Origin of the sequence: Laceyella putida (assembly GCF_042665195.1) — a bacterium.
In the GTDB taxonomy this organism is placed as follows: domain Bacteria; phylum Bacillota; class Bacilli; order Thermoactinomycetales; family Thermoactinomycetaceae; genus Laceyella; species Laceyella putida.
In genome coordinates, this window is the sequence record NZ_JBHTBW010000019.1 from 19,831 (window position 1) to 41,285 (window position 21,455).

Sequence of the window (21,455 nt, forward strand, 5' to 3'; positions counted from 1 at the left end):
GGTGGTGAGAATAGAATGGTCAATGGGGATTTGACTATATTTTATAATAATTCAGTATGCAAATAAATCGATTGACGAAAAATAATTTATTTTCTCTTTATTGTCATAATGGGTGTTTTCCATGAGGGGATCAGTGTTATAAATATGGGGAAATGGTTGTTTTTTTAGATAAAGGGAGTGAGTCGATGAAGAAAATCAGTTTGGCTTGGCAGATCTTTATCGGATTGGGGCTGGGGATTGCCGTGGGTGCTTTCTTTTATGGTTCACCCGGGGTGGAGACATCCCTCAAACCGGTGGGCGATACTTTTATCCGCCTGATTAAGATGATTGTCATCCCCTTAGTCATTTCCACGATCGTGGTTGGGGTTGCCGGGATTGGGGATGCGAAGAAAATCGGGACATTGGGCGGCAAAACGATTTTGTATTTTGAATTGATTACCACTGTTGCCTTAATGTTGGGTATCTTGGCGGCACACTTATTTCAGCCGGGTACAGGCGTGGACATGAGGTCCTTGGAAAAGGGGGATATCCAGAAGGTAGAAGCCGCGGCAAATGAAGCGGGTCAACAAGGGTTTGTGGAAATGCTTGTGCACATTGTGCCCAGCAATTTGTTTGATTCATTGGCCAAAGGGGAATTGCTGCCGATTATTTTCTTTTCTGTCCTGTTCGGTTTGGGCGTGTCGGCAATTGGCCAACGGGGGGAGCCGGTGCTGCGCGTGATGCAGGCGGTGGCTGATGCCATGTTTACGATTACCCATATAATTATGCGGGTGGCCCCTGTCGGCGTGTTTGCCTTGATCGCAGTGACCGTATCCAAATTCGGCGTGAAATCACTGATTCCCTTAAGTAAACTTACGTTGGTCGTCTATGGGACGTTGCTCTTTTTTGTGGTGGTTGTGCTTGGATTGACGGCCAAAGCGGTCGGGGTCAGGTTGTGGGAGTTGTGTCGATTGTTAAAGGATGAGATCCTGCTCGCGTTTACGACAGCCAGTTCGGAAACGGTTTTGCCCCGATTGATGGAAAAGCTAGAACGTTACGGTTGCCCGAAAGCGATCACCTCGTTTGTCTTGCCGACCGGATATACGTTCAATCTGGATGGTTCTTCCATTTATCAAGCGGTGGCGGTGGTGTTCATCGCTCAACTTTATGGCCTAGACATGTCTGTGGGTCAGCAAGTCACGCTGCTGCTGACGTTGATGGTCACTTCCAAAGGAATGGCAGCAGTGCCGGGAGCTTCTCTGGTGGTTGTGGTGACCACATTAAGCGCGATGGGCTTTCCGCCGGAAGGTTTGGCTTTTATCGCCGGGATCGACCGGATTCTCGACATGGCACGGGTGGGAGTCAATGTGATTGGCAATTCCTTGGCGACAATCATCATCTCCAAATGGGAGAAAGCCTATGATGCGGAGAAAGCCAATCGCTATGCCGCCCGCACATTCAAAAACGTATCTTAAGCGAAACGTAGTCACCCGTTGATCCAACAGCAACGCAAAAATCTTAACGAACCAACGCCTGTTGGCGAACGTTTTTCTAAAAAAGAATGTGTCGAACGATGAGCGGCTCGGCTAACCCCTCTCGTTCGACATTGGCTCTCATCTCGGCTTCAACAGGCTGTGATTTTTCCGTTCGCATGAACTTGGTTGCTCCGGTGATGGATGAATTATTTTGTGCGCAAGAACTCGGGCAGTTCGAAACAGGAACGCAGGATCGCATCGTTTACATACTTTGTCTTTTTGTTGAACGGTTGCGCTGGCAGTTGATGATGCTTTTTGGAGCCAAGGGTAAAGCTCCAGAATCCGCCAGGATAGGTTGGCACGGTTGCTGTGTATACCTTGGTGATCGGAAATAAGCGATTCACATGGCGAATCGTTTGTTCCATGACATTGCGGTGAAACAGTGGAGATTGGCTTTGGCAAACCATCAAGCCATCTTCTTTCAGCGCATCGCGAATGTCGTGATAAAAGTCATACTCAAACAATTGTTTGGCCGGGCCGATGGGGTCTGAGGAATCGACGATGATCACGTCATAGTGATTTTTTATCTTTTTTACGTGCTCAATCCCATCTGCATAAATGAAATGGACACGTGGATCCGCTAGGTTGCCGGAAACAGCGGGAAGATGCTCTTTGCACACTTTCACGACCAGCTCGTCGATTTCAACCATGTCGATTTCTTGGATGTGGTCGTATTTGGCCGCCTCACGCGCCGCTCCGCAGTCTCCACCACCGATGATGAGGACGCGCTCGGGATGGGGATGGATTGACAGCGGGATATGTGTAATCATTTCATTGTAGATATGTCCGTCTAAGGAAGTGGTTTGTACTACACCATCCAATACCAGCATGCGGCCAAAATCGTAGGAATCTAAAATCATGACATGTTGAAATTCGGATGGGGCAGAGAAGATCACATCTTTGATGCGATAACTGATCTTCATGTTTTCCCGTTCATCTTCCACCAGCCATAGATCTCCATTGATTCGTTGCAAGAATTTTGGCATTTCGTTCATGCGGATACAACCTCCTTTGATCTAATTCAAGTTACAAAAAATCATTTTAGCAGATGTATTGGCATTTTTGCAGGGGAGATTCTGTTTTGCTATAAAAAAGGAGTGAACAAGATGGTTCTTCTGTTCGTATACGGAAGTTTGCGCCAAGGGATGTACAATGCCCCGCTCTTGCGCCGAGGGCGTTTGGTTGCCAAGGAAGCTTGGGTGAATGGCGTGCTCTATGACACGGGTGAAGGGTATCCGGGTTTGATTGCCGGTGAAGGGAGAGTATGGGGGGAAGTTTATCAAATCACCCAACAAGAATTGAGATGGGTCGACCGTTTGGAAGATTACAATGGTCCCAATCATCCAGATAACCTGTATGAGCGGATCTCGCTCAAAGTGAGAACGCCGGAAGGGGAACAGACCGCTTATACCTACTACTATCGCGACGTCGAGCGTTTGAAGCAGAAGGGGAAGAAGGTTGCTTCAGGGGATTGGGTTGCTTATGTTAATATGAAATAATTTATTGAATTCGTTCATTTGAAGGCCATTATATTAATCTTATAGGAAATATCCAGCCCCTACTTCAATCGGGACGGATCAGATCTGATTTGTCAGCAACGGTTTTTTTTTATATACTTTTTGTCAACAAACCTTATCTTTCAAGGTTACAAAGGAGTGCTTATGAATACACATCAACCCTTGTCACCAGAAACGGTAAATGAGATTGAACGTCTATTGCGTGAGATCAGTGTGATCGTGAAGCGAAAAGGAAGAGATATTTTAAATCATTTTCCCATTACCCCGCCACAATTCAATGCCCTCTTATGGTTATCTGATGAGGGTGATATGACGATTGGTGAATTGAGCCAGAAGATGTTTTTGGCTTGCAGCACGATGACCGACTTGATTGACCGCATGGAGAAAAACGGGGTGGTTGAGCGAGTAAGGGATGAACGGGACCGACGCGTCGTGCGGATTCACCTGCTGGAAAAAGGTAGAGAGATTATTGATGAAGTGTTGCAAGCGCGCCGTCAATATCTTGCCGAAATTTTATCTCATTTATCCGATGAAGAAGCGTTGAAGATGAAAAAGCACCTCTCTGTTTTGCATGAAGAGATGAAAAAAAGTTGAATCAGTTCCCTCTTATGCTGAGAGGGAGATTTTTTTTATATAATGGATTGGATAGAGAAATGACGATTGGGGATGAATTTGACCATGACGGTTTCAGCTACGGAACGTGCCATTGGAATCTTAGACTCAGGAGTCGGGGGACTAACCGTTGCCAGGGAAGTGATGCGCCAACTGCCTCGGGAGACGATCTATTACGTGGGGGATACTAAGCGTTGTCCTTATGGTCCGCGCAGCCCCGAAGAAGTACGACGTTATACCTTGGAAATCGTGGAGTTTCTGATGGCCCATCCACTCAAGGCGATACTCATCGCTTGCAATACAGCGACGGCGGCCGCATTGCAAGAGGTAAGGGAACAAGTGCCCATCCCGGTGTTGGGCGTGATTGATCCAGGCGCACGTGCCGCGATCAAAGCGACCCAAAACCATATTATTGGAGTGATCGGGACACAAGGGACGGTGGAGAGTGGAGCGTATGAGAAAGCTTTGCGTCGGATTCATCCGCGTCTGACGGTACACAGCTTGGCCTGTCCAGCGTTTGTTCCTTTAGTGGAGAGCGGGTACCGCCATACGCCGCTTGCTGATCAGATTGTTCACGACACTTTGCAGCCGCTTAAGAAAACCCATCTGGACACCTTGATTTTGGGTTGCACCCATTATCCGCTATTGGCGGACGCGGTAAAAAAGGCGATGGGCCCCGATGTGAATATCATCAGTTCGGCGGAAGAGACTGCGGCGGAGCTGAGCACGATTCTGCAGCATAAAGAGTTGTTGACCCATTTGAAAGTGCCGCGTCATCGTTTCTTTACCACTGGCGATGCGGCGCCATTCGCCCAGATCGCCGAGGATTGGTTTGGCTATCCCGTTGAGGTAGAGCAAATTGTCCTCAAGACGAGTGAAAGTCCGTTGGGATAAGGCGATGGTCCAGAGCTGCGCATGACGCCCATCAAAACCATCAACCCACGTGCGTCCGTGGCAAAAAAAATTCATGGACCGATGAGTGCTAAAATCCCTCCAGGCTCGTATACATGTTACTAACATGACTTGTCCTGGAGGGATTTTTATGCCAAACCCGATGATAAAGCGCTCGATCGCTTTCCTGATGATGCCGTTGATACTTGCCGGTTGTACCTGGGGATCCAAACCCACATCCCAAGCGATCGATCCGCCACCGACCCAAGCAAAATTGGATGCCGAACCAGTGGCCGCCAAACAAGCGGAGCAAAAACAGGGACGGGGGACGGAGCTGTATTTCTTGACCGACGCCGGGTATGTCATCCCTTATACGGTGGATGTGCCAGCCAGCAAACAGATTGCGAAAGAAGCAATGCGCTTTATGGTGAAAGGGGAGCCGGGGGCCCATCTTTTGCCTGCCGGGATTGAGCCGATTTTGCCACAGAGAACCAAAATCAAGGGCTTAAATATCCAAGATGGCACCGCCACCATCGACTTTTCCAAAGAGTTCCTCAATTACCCCGCCGATATGGAAGAGAAAGTCTTAAGCGCGGTCACTTGGGCCTTGACGGGTTTCCCAAAAGTGAAAGAAGTGAATATCTGGGTGGAGGGGAAGCCGCTGGCCGAAATGCCGAAAAAGAAAACGCCCGCACTCCATCTGACCCGCAACCGAGGGATCAACCTGGAGATGGAAGAAGGAGTGGATATTGGCCAAAGCATGCCGGTAACCCTTTATTTCTTGGGGCAAACACCAGATAATCATGTGTATTATGTCCCTGTCACACGGATGATTAATCGGGAGGCAAATGTGGCCCAAGCCACCCTAAAAGAACTGATTAAAGGACCAAAACAGCAGTCCGGCTTATCCAGCGCGATTGATCAGACATTGGAAGTGAATAAAGTGGACATCGCCAAGAACATGGTTGTCGCCGATCTGGGTGAACAAATCTTGCAGTTCAGCGCAGAACACCGCGCTTCCAAAGATGCCATTGGCGCCATCGTCCTGTCGCTCACCGAAAACACTGGATTGAAGAAAGTGAAGCTGACCGTCAATGGCAAACAAAATGTGACCGTGGCTGGGGAAAAAGGGAGTTTGACGAAGCCAGTTGATCGGCCGGAAAAAGTCAATCCGCAATCATTGTAGGAAAACGAAGCGATACAGGGGGATTTGCATAGGAATGATTGTAACGTCATTCCCTTTTTTGTTTTCTCATTCGGAATTTGGACATGGGGTATGCTATACTTAAGGGACTTCACACAGGAGGGGACATCATTGAGAGTAGATGGACGTGCACTTGATGAACTAAGAAAAGTAGAGATGGAGCGCCATTACATCAAACACGCGGAAGGCTCTGTCTACATAACCGTTGGAGATACGCGCGTGCTGTGCACCGCCACAGTCGAAGATCGTGTTCCTCCGTTTTTACGCAATTCCGGCAAGGGTTGGATTACCGCTGAATATTCCATGTTGCCACGGGCAACTCAAACCCGGACGATCCGTGAAGCGAGCAAAGGAAAATTGGGTGGCCGCACCATGGAGATTCAGCGCTTGATCGGGCGAGCTTTGCGCTCTGTCGTTGATTTAAACGCTTTGGGCGAACGAACGCTGTGGATCGACTGCGACGTTATCCAAGCTGATGGTGGAACCAGAACGGCTTCAATCACTGGAGCGTTTATGGCAATGGTCGATGCACTGATTCCCCTTGTCAAAAATGGCACACTCCCTGTGTTACCAATCAAGGATTTTTTGGCTGCCACCAGCGTGGGTATTGTGGGTGAGCAAGCTTGCCTCGATCTTTGTTATGAAGAGGATTCCAGCGCGATTGTCGATATGAATATTGTCATGACCGGCGCGGGCAAATACGTTGAAGTCCAAGGAACGGGTGAGGAAGCGCCCTTTTCCCCAGATCAGTTAAATGAGCTTTTGAGGCTGGCGAAAAAGGGAACAGAGCAACTGATTGCGATGCAAAAAGAGCTGTTGGGTGACGATGCGCAGTTGATTGGAGCGGAAAAAGCAAGCAAGGCATAACATAACATGATCATACGTGTCGGAACCAATAACCAGTGGGTAAACAGTGAAGTCGCAATGATTGAAAAGGGTTCCGCTTGACGATGATGACCGAAAACGAGCCCATGAGCCTTCATGGGCTTTTCCCAATAAAAATAAAGAAAGGATGGGACGGAATGAAAAAAGATTGGCCTTTTCCCCATATTATCATCGCGACGAAGAACAAAGGCAAGCTGAAACAGTTTGCCGATCTGTTTCAAGCCCATCTTCAGCTCGGGGTGAAAGGATTGGACGAGTTTCCTGAATTACCGGAGATTGTGGAAGATCAGGACACTTTTGAGGGAAATGCCCTGAAAAAAGCGGAAACGATCGCAGAAATCCTTCAAGTACCGGTCATTTCCGATGATTCGGGGTTGGTTGTCCCCGCTTTGCATGGAGCGCCGGGCATTTATTCCGCCCGTTATGCCGGAGAAGGGGCAACGGATGATGCGAACAACGAGAAGTTATTGGCGAAGATGCGGGAGATTCCCGATGAACAGCGCCAATGCTTCTATGTTTGTGCCATGGCGTTGGCCGTTCCGGGAGAGGCAAGCCAAGTGGTGCGTGGGGAGTGCCATGGCAGGATCATCCGCGAACCGCGGGGACACGAAGGGTTTGGTTATGATCCGCTCTTCTATGTGCCGGAAGAAGGAAAAACGATGGCCGAGCTTTCTAATGAACGCAAATACCAGATTAGCCACCGCGCCGAAGCGACCCGGAAATTAATCCAGCTGCTGAAGGAAGAGTATGCCTTCGGCGGGAAGGAAGAGGAGCAGTCACGATGAGAGTGTTAATTTTGAGCGACTCGCACGGCAATGCCAAGCTGTTGAACGAGATTGTCAGGCGGGTAAAGGCGGATCAGGTGATTCATTGCGGGGACTTTTGCACGGATCAAGCCGATTTGCCCAAGGTGCCGATGACCGTGGTTCGCGGCAACTGCGATTGGGAACGGGTGCCGCAGGAGCAGGTCTGGGAAAGAGGGGGGCTTCGCATTTTCGTCACCCATGGTCATAAATATCAAGTGAAGTCCACCCCACTGCCCATGCGTTACCGGACGGAAGAAGTGGGGGCGCGGATCGGCTGTTTTGGTCACTCCCACTTTCCGTTCTGTGAAGAGGTGGGCGGTGTGCTGTTGATCAACCCCGGAAGCATTTCCTACCCGCGCGGCTTTCCGCATGCCACGTATGCCATATTGGAGAAGACGCGAGAGAAGCTGAAGGTCACTTATTATAAGACGGATGGGACCGCCATCACAGAACGCGGCTATGAAGGAATATGGGGATGAGCGAAGCGAAGCCGGGCTTTATGAAACCTTTGCCTGGCTTCGTGCATACATTGGAATGACAAATGAAAATTGGTAGTAAAAAGGCCTTGACGAAGAACGTGCCGATGTTGTAATATAATTTTGTCGCTGATGCGATGAACATAACGATATGTCCCAGTAGCTCAGCTGGATAGAGCAGCGGCCTTCTAAGCCGTCGGTCGGGAGTTCGAATCTCTCCTGGGACGCCAAAGAAACGCCTCCATTTGATTACGGGGGCGTTAATTGTTATGGTTTGAGAGCCTTAAGTGATGAAATCGGCTGTTTTGAGCCGGTTGTTGCGATTGTAAAAAAGACGCGTGACGAAATAAGTAAGCCATTTTCCGTTGTGATAAGGAGGAAAATGGCTATTATTGTTAGACCCCTATGTTATTTCCGATCGGGTTCGTCATCGTAGCCTATGCTTGCCAACCGAGCATAGATGTCAAATTGCATAGACTTCCTCCTCGCTTTGCAAATTCAATTCTTGTTGAAGATTCATAACTTTCTTTATGGTGACCTTCCATTCATTTTCTGCCTCCATACTATCAAAACACTTTGCCAACTGCAATAAGGCCGTATATTGGCGTTTTTTCAGTCCATCCTTTAATGAGAGCTGTTCCGCTTCCTGATAGCAGGGGATCGCCAGGGTGAAATTCTGTTGTTCCGCATAAATGTTGCCAGCAACAATGAGCACTTTGGACAGGCGATTGCGGTAATTGCTACGGGCCACATCCAGCGCGCGTTGGATATGGCCTTCCGCTTTAGCCCAATCTTTTTCATGTGCGTAAATGATCGCCAAGTAAGTCAGCGCATCGGTTCGGCTGCGGGGGTGGTTGCCTTCGTAGTCGTGATTCAACACCATTTGAAAATAATGTTCCGCCTTGTCCAGTTGCTTTTGCAACAAATAAATGCTGCCCAAGATATTCATGATGTCGAGATAACGATTTTGGATATTGTTCCTGAAACCTAGATGGATCCCTTCTTTGCATATTTCAATGGCTTCCGCATATTTCTGCATTTTGCGCAACAACATCGCCCGGTATTTGTATATATTGAGCAACGTATAATAACTGCTCCTGATTTCAAAGCGTTTGGCCCACATGTCGTCGATGATTTGTTTTGCGGCTTCATATTGGGAGAGGTTCAACAAATAAAGTGCTTTATTGTTCAGCATGGGCGCTTTGATATCCCTGCGATCTTCACTCCCTTCGTGTTCCACATATTCAGCCAATCCCTTTTCCACATAGTGAAGCGCTTTGTCTATTTTGTTTTGGACATAGCAACAGATGCTCAATTCGTTATAACATATCGAAACGATGTTGTCTTTGGATAATAGTTTGTATTGGTTGTGCAAGCGAATGGCGAATTTATAATGCTTTTCCGCCTTATCATAAGCTTTTTTCGCTTGAAAGCACCTTCCTTCCAGATAAGTGTAAAAGGGGGCGAGCGGGTGGTACCGTTCAATGCCTATGGTTTTCAGCATTTGCTCGGCATGGGTTCCCAATTTGTTGTTATCCAACATGAGTTCAATTAATTGCAGCTCAAACGTTAACTCTTCCATTCGTTCCAGTTCTTTTTTGACTATGTTTTTAAGTGTGGCTTCGTTGAGACCCAACTTCGCAAGATACTTTAAAACCGTTTTCTCATCCACATTGCCGACGCCCCGCTCAATGTTGGAGATGGTGCCGTAGGACATGGTGGCATCGGCGATGTCTTCTTGGCGGTATCCGCTCTCTTTTCTCACTTTGCGCATCACGTAGCGCACGATGCTGGGATCAAGTCCATATACCATGTGGCTTCCCTCGCTTTAAAAAAATGATTTGGTTGAGGGTGGATGTGAGTCGGTCATCCACGCCATGGGGAAGGTAAGCATGAATTTTTCTTCAGTATATAAGATTGTTGGAAAGGAATGGAGAGAGTGTTTTATTTAATTGGTTTGGCTTAAATCAATGATTTGGCGTGTGTGAATCGGTTTATTTTTTGTGCTGAATACATAGAAAAATGAATGATTTAACAGGCTAACATTAAATTAAATTTGTATTGTACGAATATACTAAATTATATTACAATTTATTTGAATAAGCGAATGTTTTTGTCTGAGTTTATGTAATTACCAATTATAGGAGGTGAAGGGGGAATGTTAACCATCACGATAAAGGGGGATGCCCATGAGGTAAATCACTTCCTTTATGAGCTGAGCCAATTGATGCAACTCAAACTGTGCCGCGAGGAAGTGCAATTGACAAAAGATAGGGAAACGTCAGTAACGTGCGGGGTTCGCCACCAACCGAAGAGTAAATTGTCGATCATCCGGCTGGTGGATCGGGCAGGTTGTGAAATTGACATCCCGATGTTGGATCTGGTGCAAGCAGATTTGGAGGATGGGAAGTGGGTGTTGACGGGGCGTTGTTTTGATTTATTCTCTTAGGCATGGGTGGCTGGATTTGATGATTAATCATTTTGAAACATTGTATCTATCCCGGATATATTGCCGTGATTGCGATCGCATCATTACCCGTCAGCATTGTCAGACGACGAAACCCAAAATGGGACAAGTTTTCTTTTGTCCCCGTTGCGGTCAGCAAGGGAAGCAAGTCATCCAATACTGGCGCACCCATACGATTGATGATGCGGCGGAAAAGAAGCGGTGGCTGAGTTGCACGCCTTATCGCCATGCCACGGTGCCTTTGGTTGCGGTGGGGACGATCACAGTGAGCCAATATGGGAGAAGAACATAAAAAAAGAGCCAAAATAAAATGGCCCAGAACAAAGTGATTTGAGATTGTCTTCATTATAGCACGATCTGGATAAAGATGGAATGGAATGTTAGGGTTGAGTTCCATCGATAATAGGGTTGTTGATTGGGATAGGGTGGAGCGAAAGCGGTCTTGTTCGGAAGCGCGGCAGGTGGAGATTGGGTCTTTTTGTGCAGAGTGTCACATTGAGAGGGACAAGAAGTGAGACGGGTTGCGAGTCGCCCAGGCTTGTTCGGTAGAGGCAGTGCATTGCTTTGAACGGGAAAGACAACGCCTTCGTGAAGACGAGGGCGTTTTAAGGTTCAGGATGGTAAGTTGACAAAGCGCATGAGGGGGCAAGTTCTAGTTGACAGAAAGGCTGGAACGCAGGGAATCGGTCAATGATTTAAGTAATTAGTGGTGGGTGACACTCCATTTCGAAGAAGATAATGATGCAGATCATTCTGATAACTGATATGATAGGAATAAATGATGATGTAAAATATGTCCAGGGAGGAGCCTTTTATAGATGATCCGGCATTTACATAAGACGCATTTGGAAGAGAAATGCGCTGTAGACATTACTGCTTGGACGAAACGGATAGAACAGGTAATCGAAAAGCTGGAGTGGTCGCTAAAGTATATTCAAGCGAACAGGCAAAAGGCGATGAAGGCCTTGCAAAGTGCGGTGGAGCTGGAACATACGTTGAAAAATGTGGAGATCGAGGTGCAAAGCTTTCGGTTTTACCAGGTCATTAAAGACATCATCGCCAATTTTTTGGCGATCACCGACATGGATGACGCGTATCGGGACTTGATTGAACTGAAAGATGAAATCGCCAAGCAAATTGAACGGAAACGCTATATGAAGATGGTGCCCGAAGAGGAATTGGTGGCGTTGGAATCGCTATATATGGATTTGAACAGTTACGGAAAACGGCTCAAAAAGGTTTGGAGCAGTGAAGATGTGAACGGGATTGTCTATATTGTGGATGATGTGTTGGAGTTTTTGAAAGAGATGATTGCGGAAGATATTGTCCACGTGGATATTGTGCAGAAAAAGCCGTCATGACGCGGACTGGCTGCCGATGGGGATCGGCGGCTTTTATTTTTGTCATTCCAGATTGGCAGTCGTTCTGTGCCTTCACAAAGGTTGGTATATTCTGGTTTCTTCTTTACATCTCCGCGTTCCTGAAGTACCATAGAGAAAGTTGGTAAGAAGGCTACATAAACAGTTAGTCAACCCCTGCCAAAGGGGTTTTGTCGTGTTGACGTTGTTTCTTGCAAAGCAGGCGCGCTGTGTTATAATGAAAGGGTTATTGTGGCTTTATTGACTACTTTGAAATCGGACTGATGTCAACTCATTCATAGATTGCAGGAGGGTACCGTTAATGAAGGCAAGTTGGGAAAAAACTGAAACAAACAAAGGCGTACTTACAGTAGAAGCGGACGCACAACAAGTGGCGCAAGCATTGGATCAAGCATTTAAAAAAGTCGTAAAACAAGTAAACATCCCTGGATTCCGTAAAGGGAAAGTTCCACGTCCGATCTTTGAAAAGCGTTTTGGTGTAGAGGCCCTGTACCAAGATGCATTGGACATCTTACTGCCAGAAGCGTATGAAGCTGCGGTAAACGAAACAGGCATTGAGCCAGTGGATCGTCCAGAGATCGACATCGAGCAACTGGAAAAAGGAAAGTCCTTGATTTTCAAAGCAACGGTAACGGTAAAGCCTGAAGTGACTTTAGGTGAATATAAAGGATTGGAAGTAGAAGATAAAGATTTCTCCGTTAAACCGGAAGATGTGGACGCTGAATTGGAGAAAATGCGCAAACAGCAAGGCCAACTGGAAGTCGTTGAAGACGGTGCGGTAGAAAACGGCGATCGCGTCATCATCGACTTTGAGGGGTTTGTTGACGGTGAGGCGTTTGAAGGCGGCAAAGCGGAGCAGTATACCCTGGAAGTGGGTTCCGGCACCTTCATCCCAGGCTTTGAAGACCAACTGATCGGCATGAAAGTGGGCGAAGAGAAAGACGTCAACGTAACGTTCCCGGAAGAGTATCATGCGGAGGAGCTGAAAGGAAAGCCAGCTACTTTCAAAGTGAAATTGCATGAGATCAAACGCCTGAACCTGCCTGAGCTGGATGACGAGTTTGCGCAAGATGTTAGCGAGTTTGACACCTTGGCCGAGCTGAAAGCCGACATAGAGAAAAACTTGAATGAAAAAGCGGCTAAAGACAAAGAAAACTACATCCGCAACGAACTGGTGGAACAGGCGGCGGAAAAAGCTGAAGTGGAAATTCCAGAAGTGATGATTGAAAATGAAGTTGAAAACATGTTGCGCCAATTCGAGCAACGCCTGACGTACCAAGGTCTCAACCTGGAACTGTACGCCCAGTTCACCGGCCAAGACCAAGATGCGCTGAAAGAGCAGTTTAAAGAAGACGCATCAAAACGTGTTCGCGCCAACTTGGTGTTGGAAGCAATTGCCAAAACAGAAAACATCGATGTGACCGAAGCGGACATCGAAGGGGAAATCCAAGAAATGGCAAAAGAAATGGGCCGTGAGGCAGACGAGGTTCGTCGCATTTTAGAAGCGCAAAACGCGATGGAGTCTGTGAAAGAACAACTTCGCGTGAAGAAAACGATTGATCTACTTGTATCCGAAAGTAAAAATAAGGCATAATGGTTATAGGGAGATAGGAAACGAGGCACGTGAAACTACGTGCCTTGTTTTAAAATTTGAAACTCCGAAATGAGGTGTTTCCTATGCCTTTAGTGCCAATGGTCGTGGAGCAGTCCAACAGAGGTGAGCGTGCGTACGACATATACTCCCGACTGTTGAAAGATCGGATTATCTTTCTCAGTGGTCCGATTGATGATAACGTCGCAAATCTTGTCGTAGCGCAATTGCTCTTCTTAAGTGCAGAAGATCCAGAAAAAGACATCCATTTGTACATAAATTCTCCCGGTGGTTCCGTAACGGCTGGGTTGGCCATTTACGACACCATGAATCATATCCAACCCGATGTCTCTACCATTTGCGTAGGACTAGCGGCTAGCATGGGAGCTTTCCTGCTGGCGGCTGGAACCAAAGGGAAGCGTTTCGCCCTTCCAAACAGTGAAGTGATGATTCACCAACCATTGGGTGGAGCCAGAGGGCAAGCATCTGACATAAAGATTCATGCTGACTGGATTTTACGCACCAAAGATCAGCTCAATCGAATTTTGGCCGAACGGACTGGACAGTCCCTGGAAAAAATCGCGCGTGATACGGATCGCGACTTCTTTATGAGTGCCGATGAAGCAAAAGAATACGGCCTCGTGGATCAGGTGATGGTACGGACTTAGGAAAGGGGTGAGAGACATGTTCAAATTCAACGAAGAAAAAGGGCAGCTCAAGTGCTCCTTCTGCGGCAAATCGCAAGATCAAGTGCGTAAACTGGTCGCAGGTCCAGGTGTGTATATCTGTGACGAATGTATTGAGCTTTGCAATGAAATTGTTGAAGAAGAACTGGGGAATGAAGAGGATATTGATCTGGCAAATCTGCCTAAACCGCAAGAGATTTGCGCAATCCTCGATCAGTATGTCATCGGCCAAGAACATGCCAAAAAATCGTTGTCTGTAGCGGTGTATAACCACTACAAGCGCATCAATTCACAAACGGCCAAGTCGGATGAGGTTGAACTGCAAAAATCCAACATCATGATGTTGGGCCCCACGGGGAGCGGGAAAACTTTACTCGCCCAAACGCTGGCTCGCATCTTAAATGTTCCGTTCGCCATTGCGGATGCAACTTCACTCACGGAAGCGGGATATGTGGGGGAAGACGTTGAAAATATCTTGCTCAAATTGATTCAAGCCGCCGACTATGATATTGAGAAGGCGGAGCGTGGCATCATCTATATCGATGAGATCGATAAAGTGGCACGCAAGTCGGAGAATCCATCCATCACTCGGGATGTGTCGGGTGAAGGGGTGCAACAGGCTCTGTTGAAGATTTTGGAAGGAACCGTTGCCAGCGTGCCGCCACAAGGTGGCCGCAAACATCCGCACCAAGAGTTTATCCAGATCGATACCAGCAACATCTTGTTTATCTGTGGTGGAGCGTTTGACGGCTTGGAAACGATTATTAAACGCCGCATCGGTAAAAAAGTGATCGGCTTTGGCATGGATACGCAAGCGGTAACCATGAAACCAGGCGAATTCCTGCGCATGGTTCTGCCGGAAGACCTATTGAAATTCGGGTTGATCCCTGAGTTTGTCGGTCGTCTGCCTGTGATTTCCACCTTGGAGCCGTTGGATGAGACTGCCTTGGTGCGCATTTTGACGGAACCCAAAAACGCCCTTGTCAAACAGTATCAAAAACTGCTTGAGATGGATAACGTTGAGTTGCAATTTGAACGGGAGGCATTGGAAGCCATCGCTCAAGAAGCAATTAAACGTAAAACAGGCGCGCGTGGCTTAAGGGCGATTATCGAATCGATCATGTTGGATGTCATGTTTGAGCTCCCATCCCGTGAAGATGTCATTAAATGCGTGGTCACCAAAGAAACGGTGTTGCACGGCGTATCGCCCAAATTAATGACAAAGGAAGGTCGCGTTCTCAATAACAAACAAGAAGAGACCGCGTAGCCGATTCGTTTCAAATAATTTTAGCATCTGCTTTTCAAAGGCAGATGCTTTTTTCGTTTAATCATGATATGTTAAAATGTACGACAATGGAAGCAGTTCTACCAGAGAAGTAGAGCTGTTTTTTTGATAAAGAAAGAGGTGAAAGGGAATATGTTGAATATCGTTGTAGTTGATCGCGACCGATATTTGGACTTTGTTGAGAAAAAACCTTATCGCAATTTTTTGCAATACCCTTCTTGGGCGGACCTCAAACGGGAATGGCGCTGGAATAGTGAGTTTTTAGGCTGGGTGAACAAAGAAGGGAAAATGGTCGGCGGTGCGGTTGTTCTATATCGCAAGGTACCCGGCATGAATAAGTTTTTGGCATACATACCCCGCGGTCCGATTATTGACTGGTTCTCCGACCGCAGCATGAAGGAATGGTTTGTCCCGTTATTCCATCATTTGAAACAACGTCAAGCATTCAGCGTCAAGATGGATCCTCCATTGGTGCGGCGGAAATGGTCGAGTGAATCGATCAATCATGCGATTCAAGAGTTTAAATCGCATGGTTTAAGAGGGCGCAAACTGACTGATATTCGACCGGACCAAGTATTTAATGCCGTGGAATATGTTCAGCAGGAACTGGCGGATATGGGCTGGCGGAAGCATGTAGTGGAAGATAGTTTTGATACGGTTCAACCGCAGTTTGTTTATCGGCTCAATATGAAAAACAAGACATTGGAACAAGTGTATAAAGGGTTCCATCCCTATTGGCAAAACCGCATTCAAAATGCGGAACGGGATGGCATTCGCGTTCATTTGGGCACAGAAAGGGATTTGCCAGAATTTCATCGCTTGCTCGCCTTGGCTGCACAGCGTGAAAAATCACAAGTCCGGGATGTGTCGTATTTTGAGAAGATGTTTGAAACCTTGATTTTGGAAGATCCTTATCGGATCAGGCTGTATATGGCGCGGAAAGGGGAGCAACTCTTAAGCACGTCGCTCGCGGTGCGCGTTGATGGCCACACTTGGGATTTGTATAATGCGCGATTGAGCGAACCGATGGAAGAGTCCTCCCCTTATCTGTTGCGTTGGAAGATGATTCAAGATGCCTATCAGCAAGGGGATCGCATCTTTGATTTCCGCGGCATCAGCATAACGTTGGACGAGCAGCATCCCAATTTTGAATTGTTGCAGTTTAAAATGGGATTCGGTGGCGAAGCGTGTGAAATGGTTGGAGAATGGGATTATCCGGTGATCCCGATGTTGCATTGGGCGTTTGATATGTATATGAAACGGCGCTAATCGGCAGGAAATAAAAACATGAGTAGCCCATCACCTTGGCGGTCATAATACAAAACAAAGAAACGGTGAGTTCCGCAGGTAGAAAGGAATGGGCATTTTATGAGTTGGACTGCTTTACTCATGTTTTTACAAGTGTTCTTCTCCATCATCATCGGCTTATATTTTTGGAACTTGCTCAAAAGCCAACAGACCAATCGAAGCGCCGTGGATCGCGAAGCCAAGAAAGAATTGGAAAAACTCCAATCCATGCGCCGGATTTCACTTACAGAGCCGTTGGCGGAAAAGACCCGGCCTTCCAAGTTAAGTGAAATCATCGGACAGGAAGAAGGCATTCGCGCGTTAAAAGCGGCGTTGTGCGGACCTAATCCGCAACATGTGATCATTTACGGCCCACCTGGGGTGGGGAAAACGGCAGCGGCTCGCATTATTTTGGAAGAAGCCAAAAAAAATAGCGCTTCACCTTTTAATAAAGACTCCAAATTTGTGGAGATGGATGCGACGACAGCCCGGTTTGATGAGCGGGGAATCGCCGACCCGTTGATTGGCTCCGTTCACGACCCAATCTACCAAGGAGCCGGCGCTTTGGGTGTCGCGGGGGTACCCCAGCCGAAACCTGGAGCCGTGACCAAAGCGCATGGGGGCATCTTGTTTATCGATGAGATTGGCGAGTTGCACCCGGTGCAGATGAACAAGCTTTTGAAGGTCTTGGAAGATCGCAAAGTCTTTTTGGAGAGCGCATATTACAGTTCCGAAGATAGCAACACACCCAGTCACATTCATGATATTTTTCAAAATGGGTTGCCTGCCGATTTTCGACTGATTGGTGCAACGACACGTACCCCGGAAGACATTCCCCCTGCCATCCGCTCCAGATGCATGGAGATCTTTTTCCGTCCACTTTTGGCGCATGAGATTGAAAAGGTGGCAGAACAAGCATTGAACCGCATAAACTTTGGTTATACACCTGAAGCCATTCGAGTCATTACCCGTTATGCCATGAATGGACGTGATGCTGTGAACATTGTCCAGACTTCCGTTGGCCTGGCCTTATCGGAAGGGCGTCAATTGGTTGAGGACGCTGACGTGGAATGGGTCGTCCACAGCAGTCAACTCAATCCCAGACCGGAGCAGAAACTGCCCGCCGTATCACAAGTGGGATTGGCCTCTGGTTTGGCGGTGTACGGGCCCCATTTGGGAACGGTGATCGAGGTCGAGGTGACGGCCACGCCAGCGGAGATGGGAAAAGGAAGCATCCAGATCACGGGCGTAGTGGAGGAAGAAGAGATGGCTGGACGCCAGCGAACGATTCGCCGCAAAAGCATGGCTCGGGGTTCAGTTGAAAATGTGATCACCGTATTGAGAAGAAGTACCGATGTAAATCCGGATGATTATCATTTGCACATTAATTTTCCAGGTGGGATTCCTCTGGATGGACCTTCTGCCGGAGTGACGATTGCCACCGCCATCTATTCAGCCATCAAAGGAATGCCGGTCGACAATCGGTTAGCCATGACGGGTGAATTGAGCATCCATGGGAATGTGAAGCCCGTTGGGGGGATCATCGCCAAAGTGGATGCGGCCAAGCAAGCAGGAGCAACAAGGGTGTTGATTCCGCATGAAAATATGCAATCCATTTTTTATCAAATGGAAGGGATCGAAGTGATTCCTGTAGAACGGATTGAAGCGGTTCTTGAGCTGGCTTTAGAAAAAGAGGATGAACATGGAGCGAGTGCTCCAGCTCCAGCGGTTTTGACCCCGACGACTTCTGCTCCTGTATAATATAAGATGGGTTGGCGCAAGGCGAAATCTGGCTGAGTCGGTTTCCGTCAACCATGGCGAACCCGACTTTGTTATGTCATAGACAAAACAAATCGAATAGGATAAAATCGTACAAAGCTGTATTCAGTTCCTTGTGTGTCAGCAACGGAGGTGCATGTATGGCTGTAAAAGAAGAGGAACGTACATTGCCTTTGCTCCCTTTAAGAGGGTTGATTGTATTTCCGACGATGGTATTGCATTTAGACGTAGGAAGGGAACGTTCTGTTCAAGCCTTGGAAAAGGCAATGGTGGATGATCAACATCATATTTTACTTGCGACACAAAAGGAAATTCAAATAGAAGAACCAGTAGCCGAAGACATCTATGAGATCGGCACGATTGCCAAAGTGAGGCAGATGCTCAAATTGCCCAATGGCACCATCCGGGTATTGGTTGAAGGCTTGAAAAGAGCCCGTGTCAAGGAATATGTAGATTCAGAAGAATGTTATATTGTTACTTATGAGGAATTGGCCGGTGCTGATGACGGTGATTTAGACACCGAGGCATTGATGCGATCGGTATTGGACCATTTTGAACAATACTTGCGCCTATCCAAAAAGGTTTCTCCTGAAACATATTCTGTGGTGTCTGATATTGAGGAACCCGGACGCCTTGCTGATGTGATCACGTCTCATCTGCCATTAAAGATTTCCGATAAACAGTCGATTCTCGAAGCGATTGATGTGAAAGAGCGTTTAGAAAAGTTACTCTCCATTATTCATAATGAAAAAGAAGTTCTGGAGCTGGAGAAGAAAATCAGTTCGCGTGTGAAAAAGCAGATGGAGAAGACACAGAAGGAGTATTATTTGCGCGAACAGATGAAAGCCATTCAAAAAGAATTGGGGGAGAAAGAAGGACGTTTTGCCGAAGTTGAAGAGTTGCGGGAAAAATTAGCTGCATTGGAAGCGCCAGAGGAAGTCAAAGAGAGAATCGAAAAAGAAATCGACCGCTTGGAGAAAATCCCCACCAGTTCCGCTGAAGGTGGCGTTGTTCGCACTTATATTGAATGGTTACTCGACTTGCCTTGGCAGAAGGTGACCGAGGATGACCTTGACTTGGAGAAAGCGGAAAAAATCTTGGATGAAGATCATTACGGTTTGGAGAAGGTCAAAGAGCGTGTCTTGGAATACTTGGCTGTGCAGCAAATGGTGAAAAAGCTCAAGGGGCCGATCCTGTGCCTGGCCGGGCCTCCAGGAGTGGGGAAAACCTCGTTGGCCCGTTCGATCGCTCGGGCCTTGAATCGCCATTTTGTAAGGATCTCCCTTGGTGGTGTACGGGATGAAGCGGAAATTCGCGGGCATCGGCGTACATACGTCGGGGCGATGCCGGGCCGGATTATCCAGGGAATGAAGCAAGCGGACAGTGCCAATCCCGTCTTTTTGCTCGATGAAATCGATAAAATGTCGATGGATTTCCGCGGTGATCCGTCTGCGGCGTTGTTAGAAGTGTTGGACCCTAACCAAAACAACACATTTAGCGATCATTATATTGAAATTCCCTTTGATTTGTCCAAAGTGATGTTTGTCACCACGGCCAATGCGGTGCACAACATCCCCCGTCCGCTTTTGGACCGCATGGAAGTAATCTATATCTCAGGGTACACCGAGATTGAAAAGGAGCAGATCGCCAAATCCTATCTGATCCCCAAACAGCTCAAGGAACATGGGTTGAGTAAGGAACAGATGCAAATCCAAGGGGCGTCCATCTTAAAATTGATACGCCACTATACCCGGGAGGCGGGTGTGCGCAACTTGGAACGCACCATTGGCACGCTATGTCGCAAAGCGGCCAAACAAATCGTCTCAGGGAAGAAACAGAAAGTCGTCATTACGGCAAGAAATCTGGAAGAATACCTGGGTCCGGAAAAGTTCCGGTACGGGCGGGCGGAAGAGACGGATCAAGTCGGCATGGCGACAGGGCTTGCTTGGACTGAAACGGGTGGCGACACCTTATCGATAGAAGTCTCGCTCTTGCCTGGAAAGGGGAAATTAACCCTGACCGGTCAACTGGGCGACGTGATGAAAGAATCGGCACAAGCGGCTTTTAGCTTCATCCGTTCACGTGCGGAAGCGCTTAAGATCGATCCCGATTTCCATGAGAAGTCCGATATCCACATTCACGTACCTGAAGGAGCCATTCCGAAAGATGGACCATCCGCAGGGATTACCATGGCCACTGCGCTGGTCTCGGCGTTGACGGGAATCCCCGTCTCCCGATTTGTGGCTATGACCGGTGAGATCACCTTGCGCGGGCGGGTGCTTCCGATTGGAGGATTGAAGGAAAAAGCGCTCAGTGCCCATCGAGCCGGCATTCAACATGTGATCATCCCGAAAGATAATGAAAAAGATCTGGAGGAGATTCCGAAAAGCGTCCGCAAAGATTTGACCTTTACCGCGGTCAGCCAGATGGACGAAGTGTTGAAGTTGGCGTTAGTGAGGGATCCTTATGTTGGTGAAAACAGCTGAGTTTGTGATTAGCGCGGTAAAACCTGCGCAATACCCCGAAGACGCCCTGCCAGAAATCGCTCTGGCCGGGCGTTCCAATGTGGGTAAATCCTCTTTGATTAATTGCTTGATTCGTCGCAAGAATTTGGCGCGCACCAGCTCCAAACCGGGCAAGACGCAAACCATTAACTTTTATCGGATTAATGAAGCGTTGTATTTCGCCGATGTGCCGGGCTATGGATTTGCCAAGGTTCCAAAGAGCGTGCGGGCCGCCTGGGGAAAAATGATGGAGACGTATTTGAGCAAGCGTGATTGGCTCAAGGCAGTGATTCAGGTTGTCGATCTGCGCCATCCTCCCACCAATGACGATTACAACATGTATCAATATTTGAAGCACTATGGCATTCCCACCATTGTCGTGGCGACCAAAGCGGATAAAATCTCGCGCGGACAATGGCAAAAACACCTCAAAGTGATCAGAGAAGGGCTTGAGCTGCAAAAAGGGGATTCACTGATCGTCTTCTCTTCCGAGACTGGACAAGGGCGAGACGATGTATGGAGTGAAATCACCCGGCTAATTGAAGAAATGGAAGAAGAACCGACCACATAAA

General features: G+C 47.7%; 20 protein-coding genes and 1 tRNA gene. 19 read left to right on the top strand and 2 right to left on the bottom strand.

Features of this window, described 5'->3' with window-relative positions; genetic code table 11:
- The first annotated feature begins 185 nt into the window (after window positions 1–185).
- Entirely contained in the window at window positions 186–1,454 is a 1,269-nt protein-coding gene (locus ACFQNG_RS06425) for a cation:dicarboxylate symporter family transporter (protein ID WP_379864066.1), read from the top strand.
- A gap of 206 nt (window positions 1,455–1,660) precedes the next feature.
- Here the strand turns inward: ACFQNG_RS06425 and speE are convergent, their stop codons facing one another.
- Window positions 1,661–2,509 carry a polyamine aminopropyltransferase gene (gene speE / locus ACFQNG_RS06430; RefSeq protein ID WP_379864067.1) on the bottom strand — a complete coding sequence of 283 codons (849 nt, stop codon included), beginning with the start codon at window positions 2,507–2,509 and terminating at the stop codon, window positions 1,661–1,663.
- A gap of 111 nt (window positions 2,510–2,620) precedes the next feature.
- Between speE and ACFQNG_RS06435 the strand changes: the two genes are divergently transcribed.
- The 8 genes from ACFQNG_RS06435 (at window position 2,621) to ACFQNG_RS06470 (ending at window position 8,135) form a co-directional block, all read left to right on the top strand.
- Window positions 2,621–3,013 carry a gamma-glutamylcyclotransferase family protein gene (locus ACFQNG_RS06435; protein ID WP_379864068.1) on the top strand — a complete coding sequence of 131 codons (393 nt, stop codon included), beginning with the start codon at window positions 2,621–2,623 and terminating at the stop codon, window positions 3,011–3,013.
- A 162-nt stretch (window positions 3,014–3,175) separates the two neighbouring features.
- Window positions 3,176–3,625, top strand: coding sequence for a MarR family winged helix-turn-helix transcriptional regulator (locus ACFQNG_RS06440; protein ID WP_379864069.1), 450 nt, complete (start codon window positions 3,176–3,178; stop codon window positions 3,623–3,625).
- 84 nt (window positions 3,626–3,709) lie between these two features.
- Complete coding sequence (gene racE, locus ACFQNG_RS06445; RefSeq protein ID WP_379864070.1) at window positions 3,710–4,537, top strand: glutamate racemase; 828 nt, start codon at window positions 3,710–3,712, stop codon at window positions 4,535–4,537.
- Window positions 4,538–4,685: 148 nt separating this feature from the next.
- The gene (locus ACFQNG_RS06450; protein WP_379864071.1) at window positions 4,686–5,720 is read left to right on the top strand and encodes a GerMN domain-containing protein; all 1,035 of its coding nucleotides are present in this window, start codon (window positions 4,686–4,688) and stop codon (window positions 5,718–5,720) included.
- A 129-nt stretch (window positions 5,721–5,849) separates the two neighbouring features.
- Window positions 5,850–6,605, top strand: a complete 756-nt coding sequence (rph, locus tag ACFQNG_RS06455) for a ribonuclease PH (protein WP_379864073.1) — start codon at window positions 5,850–5,852, stop codon at window positions 6,603–6,605.
- A 155-nt stretch (window positions 6,606–6,760) separates the two neighbouring features.
- Entirely contained in the window at window positions 6,761–7,408 is a 648-nt protein-coding gene (locus ACFQNG_RS06460; protein ID WP_379864075.1) for an XTP/dITP diphosphatase, read from the top strand.
- A complete protein-coding gene (locus tag ACFQNG_RS06465) occupies window positions 7,405–7,908 on the top strand; it encodes a metallophosphoesterase family protein (RefSeq protein ID WP_379864076.1) in 504 nt (167 codons plus the stop codon). Before ACFQNG_RS06460 ends, ACFQNG_RS06465 begins: the two co-directional genes overlap by 4 nt.
- A 150-nt stretch (window positions 7,909–8,058) precedes the next feature.
- Window positions 8,059–8,135: transfer RNA gene (locus ACFQNG_RS06470), tRNA-Arg, on the top strand.
- A 233-nt stretch (window positions 8,136–8,368) separates the two neighbouring features.
- On the opposite strand, the gene ACFQNG_RS06475 is transcribed toward ACFQNG_RS06470, so the two are convergent.
- Complete coding sequence (locus ACFQNG_RS06475; RefSeq protein ID WP_379864077.1) at window positions 8,369–9,718, bottom strand: tetratricopeptide repeat protein; 1,350 nt, start codon at window positions 9,716–9,718, stop codon at window positions 8,369–8,371.
- Window positions 9,719–10,063: 345 nt separating this feature from the next.
- Here ACFQNG_RS06475 and ACFQNG_RS06480 point away from each other — a divergent pair, with 345 nt between their 5' ends.
- The 10 genes from ACFQNG_RS06480 to yihA all read left to right on the top strand — a co-directional run bounded on the left by ACFQNG_RS06480 (window position 10,064) and on the right by yihA (window position 21,454).
- Window positions 10,064–10,354 carry a hypothetical protein gene (locus ACFQNG_RS06480; RefSeq protein WP_379864078.1) on the top strand — a complete coding sequence of 97 codons (291 nt, stop codon included), beginning with the start codon at window positions 10,064–10,066 and terminating at the stop codon, window positions 10,352–10,354.
- Between the two features lie 19 nt (window positions 10,355–10,373).
- A complete protein-coding gene (locus tag ACFQNG_RS06485) occupies window positions 10,374–10,664 on the top strand; it encodes a hypothetical protein (RefSeq protein WP_379864079.1) in 291 nt (96 codons plus the stop codon).
- A gap of 526 nt (window positions 10,665–11,190) precedes the next feature.
- A complete protein-coding gene (locus ACFQNG_RS06490; RefSeq protein WP_379864080.1) occupies window positions 11,191–11,733 on the top strand; it encodes a hypothetical protein in 543 nt (180 codons plus the stop codon).
- 319 nt (window positions 11,734–12,052) lie between these two features.
- On the top strand, window positions 12,053–13,345 hold the full coding sequence (gene tig, locus ACFQNG_RS06495) for a trigger factor (RefSeq protein ID WP_379864081.1): 1,293 nt from the start codon (window positions 12,053–12,055) through the stop codon (window positions 13,343–13,345).
- 83 nt (window positions 13,346–13,428) lie between these two features.
- Window positions 13,429–14,010, top strand: a complete 582-nt coding sequence (gene clpP, locus ACFQNG_RS06500; RefSeq protein WP_379864082.1) for an ATP-dependent Clp endopeptidase proteolytic subunit ClpP — start codon at window positions 13,429–13,431, stop codon at window positions 14,008–14,010.
- A 16-nt stretch (window positions 14,011–14,026) separates the two neighbouring features.
- Entirely contained in the window at window positions 14,027–15,295 is a 1,269-nt protein-coding gene (gene clpX, locus ACFQNG_RS06505) for an ATP-dependent protease ATP-binding subunit ClpX (RefSeq protein WP_379864083.1), read from the top strand.
- Window positions 15,296–15,445: 150 nt separating this feature from the next.
- Window positions 15,446–16,582, top strand: a complete 1,137-nt coding sequence (locus tag ACFQNG_RS06510; protein WP_379864084.1) for a lipid II:glycine glycyltransferase FemX — start codon at window positions 15,446–15,448, stop codon at window positions 16,580–16,582.
- A 99-nt stretch (window positions 16,583–16,681) separates the two neighbouring features.
- Window positions 16,682–18,361: an ATP-dependent protease LonB gene (gene lonB / locus ACFQNG_RS06515; protein ID WP_379864085.1), complete on the top strand. Its 1,680-nt coding sequence runs from the start codon at window positions 16,682–16,684 to the stop codon at window positions 18,359–18,361.
- A gap of 158 nt (window positions 18,362–18,519) precedes the next feature.
- Window positions 18,520–20,865: an endopeptidase La gene (lon, locus tag ACFQNG_RS06520; RefSeq protein ID WP_379864086.1), complete on the top strand. Its 2,346-nt coding sequence runs from the start codon at window positions 18,520–18,522 to the stop codon at window positions 20,863–20,865.
- The gene (yihA, locus tag ACFQNG_RS06525; protein ID WP_379864087.1) at window positions 20,846–21,454 is read left to right on the top strand and encodes a ribosome biogenesis GTP-binding protein YihA/YsxC; all 609 of its coding nucleotides are present in this window, start codon (window positions 20,846–20,848) and stop codon (window positions 21,452–21,454) included. Before lon ends, yihA begins: the two co-directional genes overlap by 20 nt.
- The last annotated feature ends 1 nt before the right edge of the window (window position 21,455 follow it).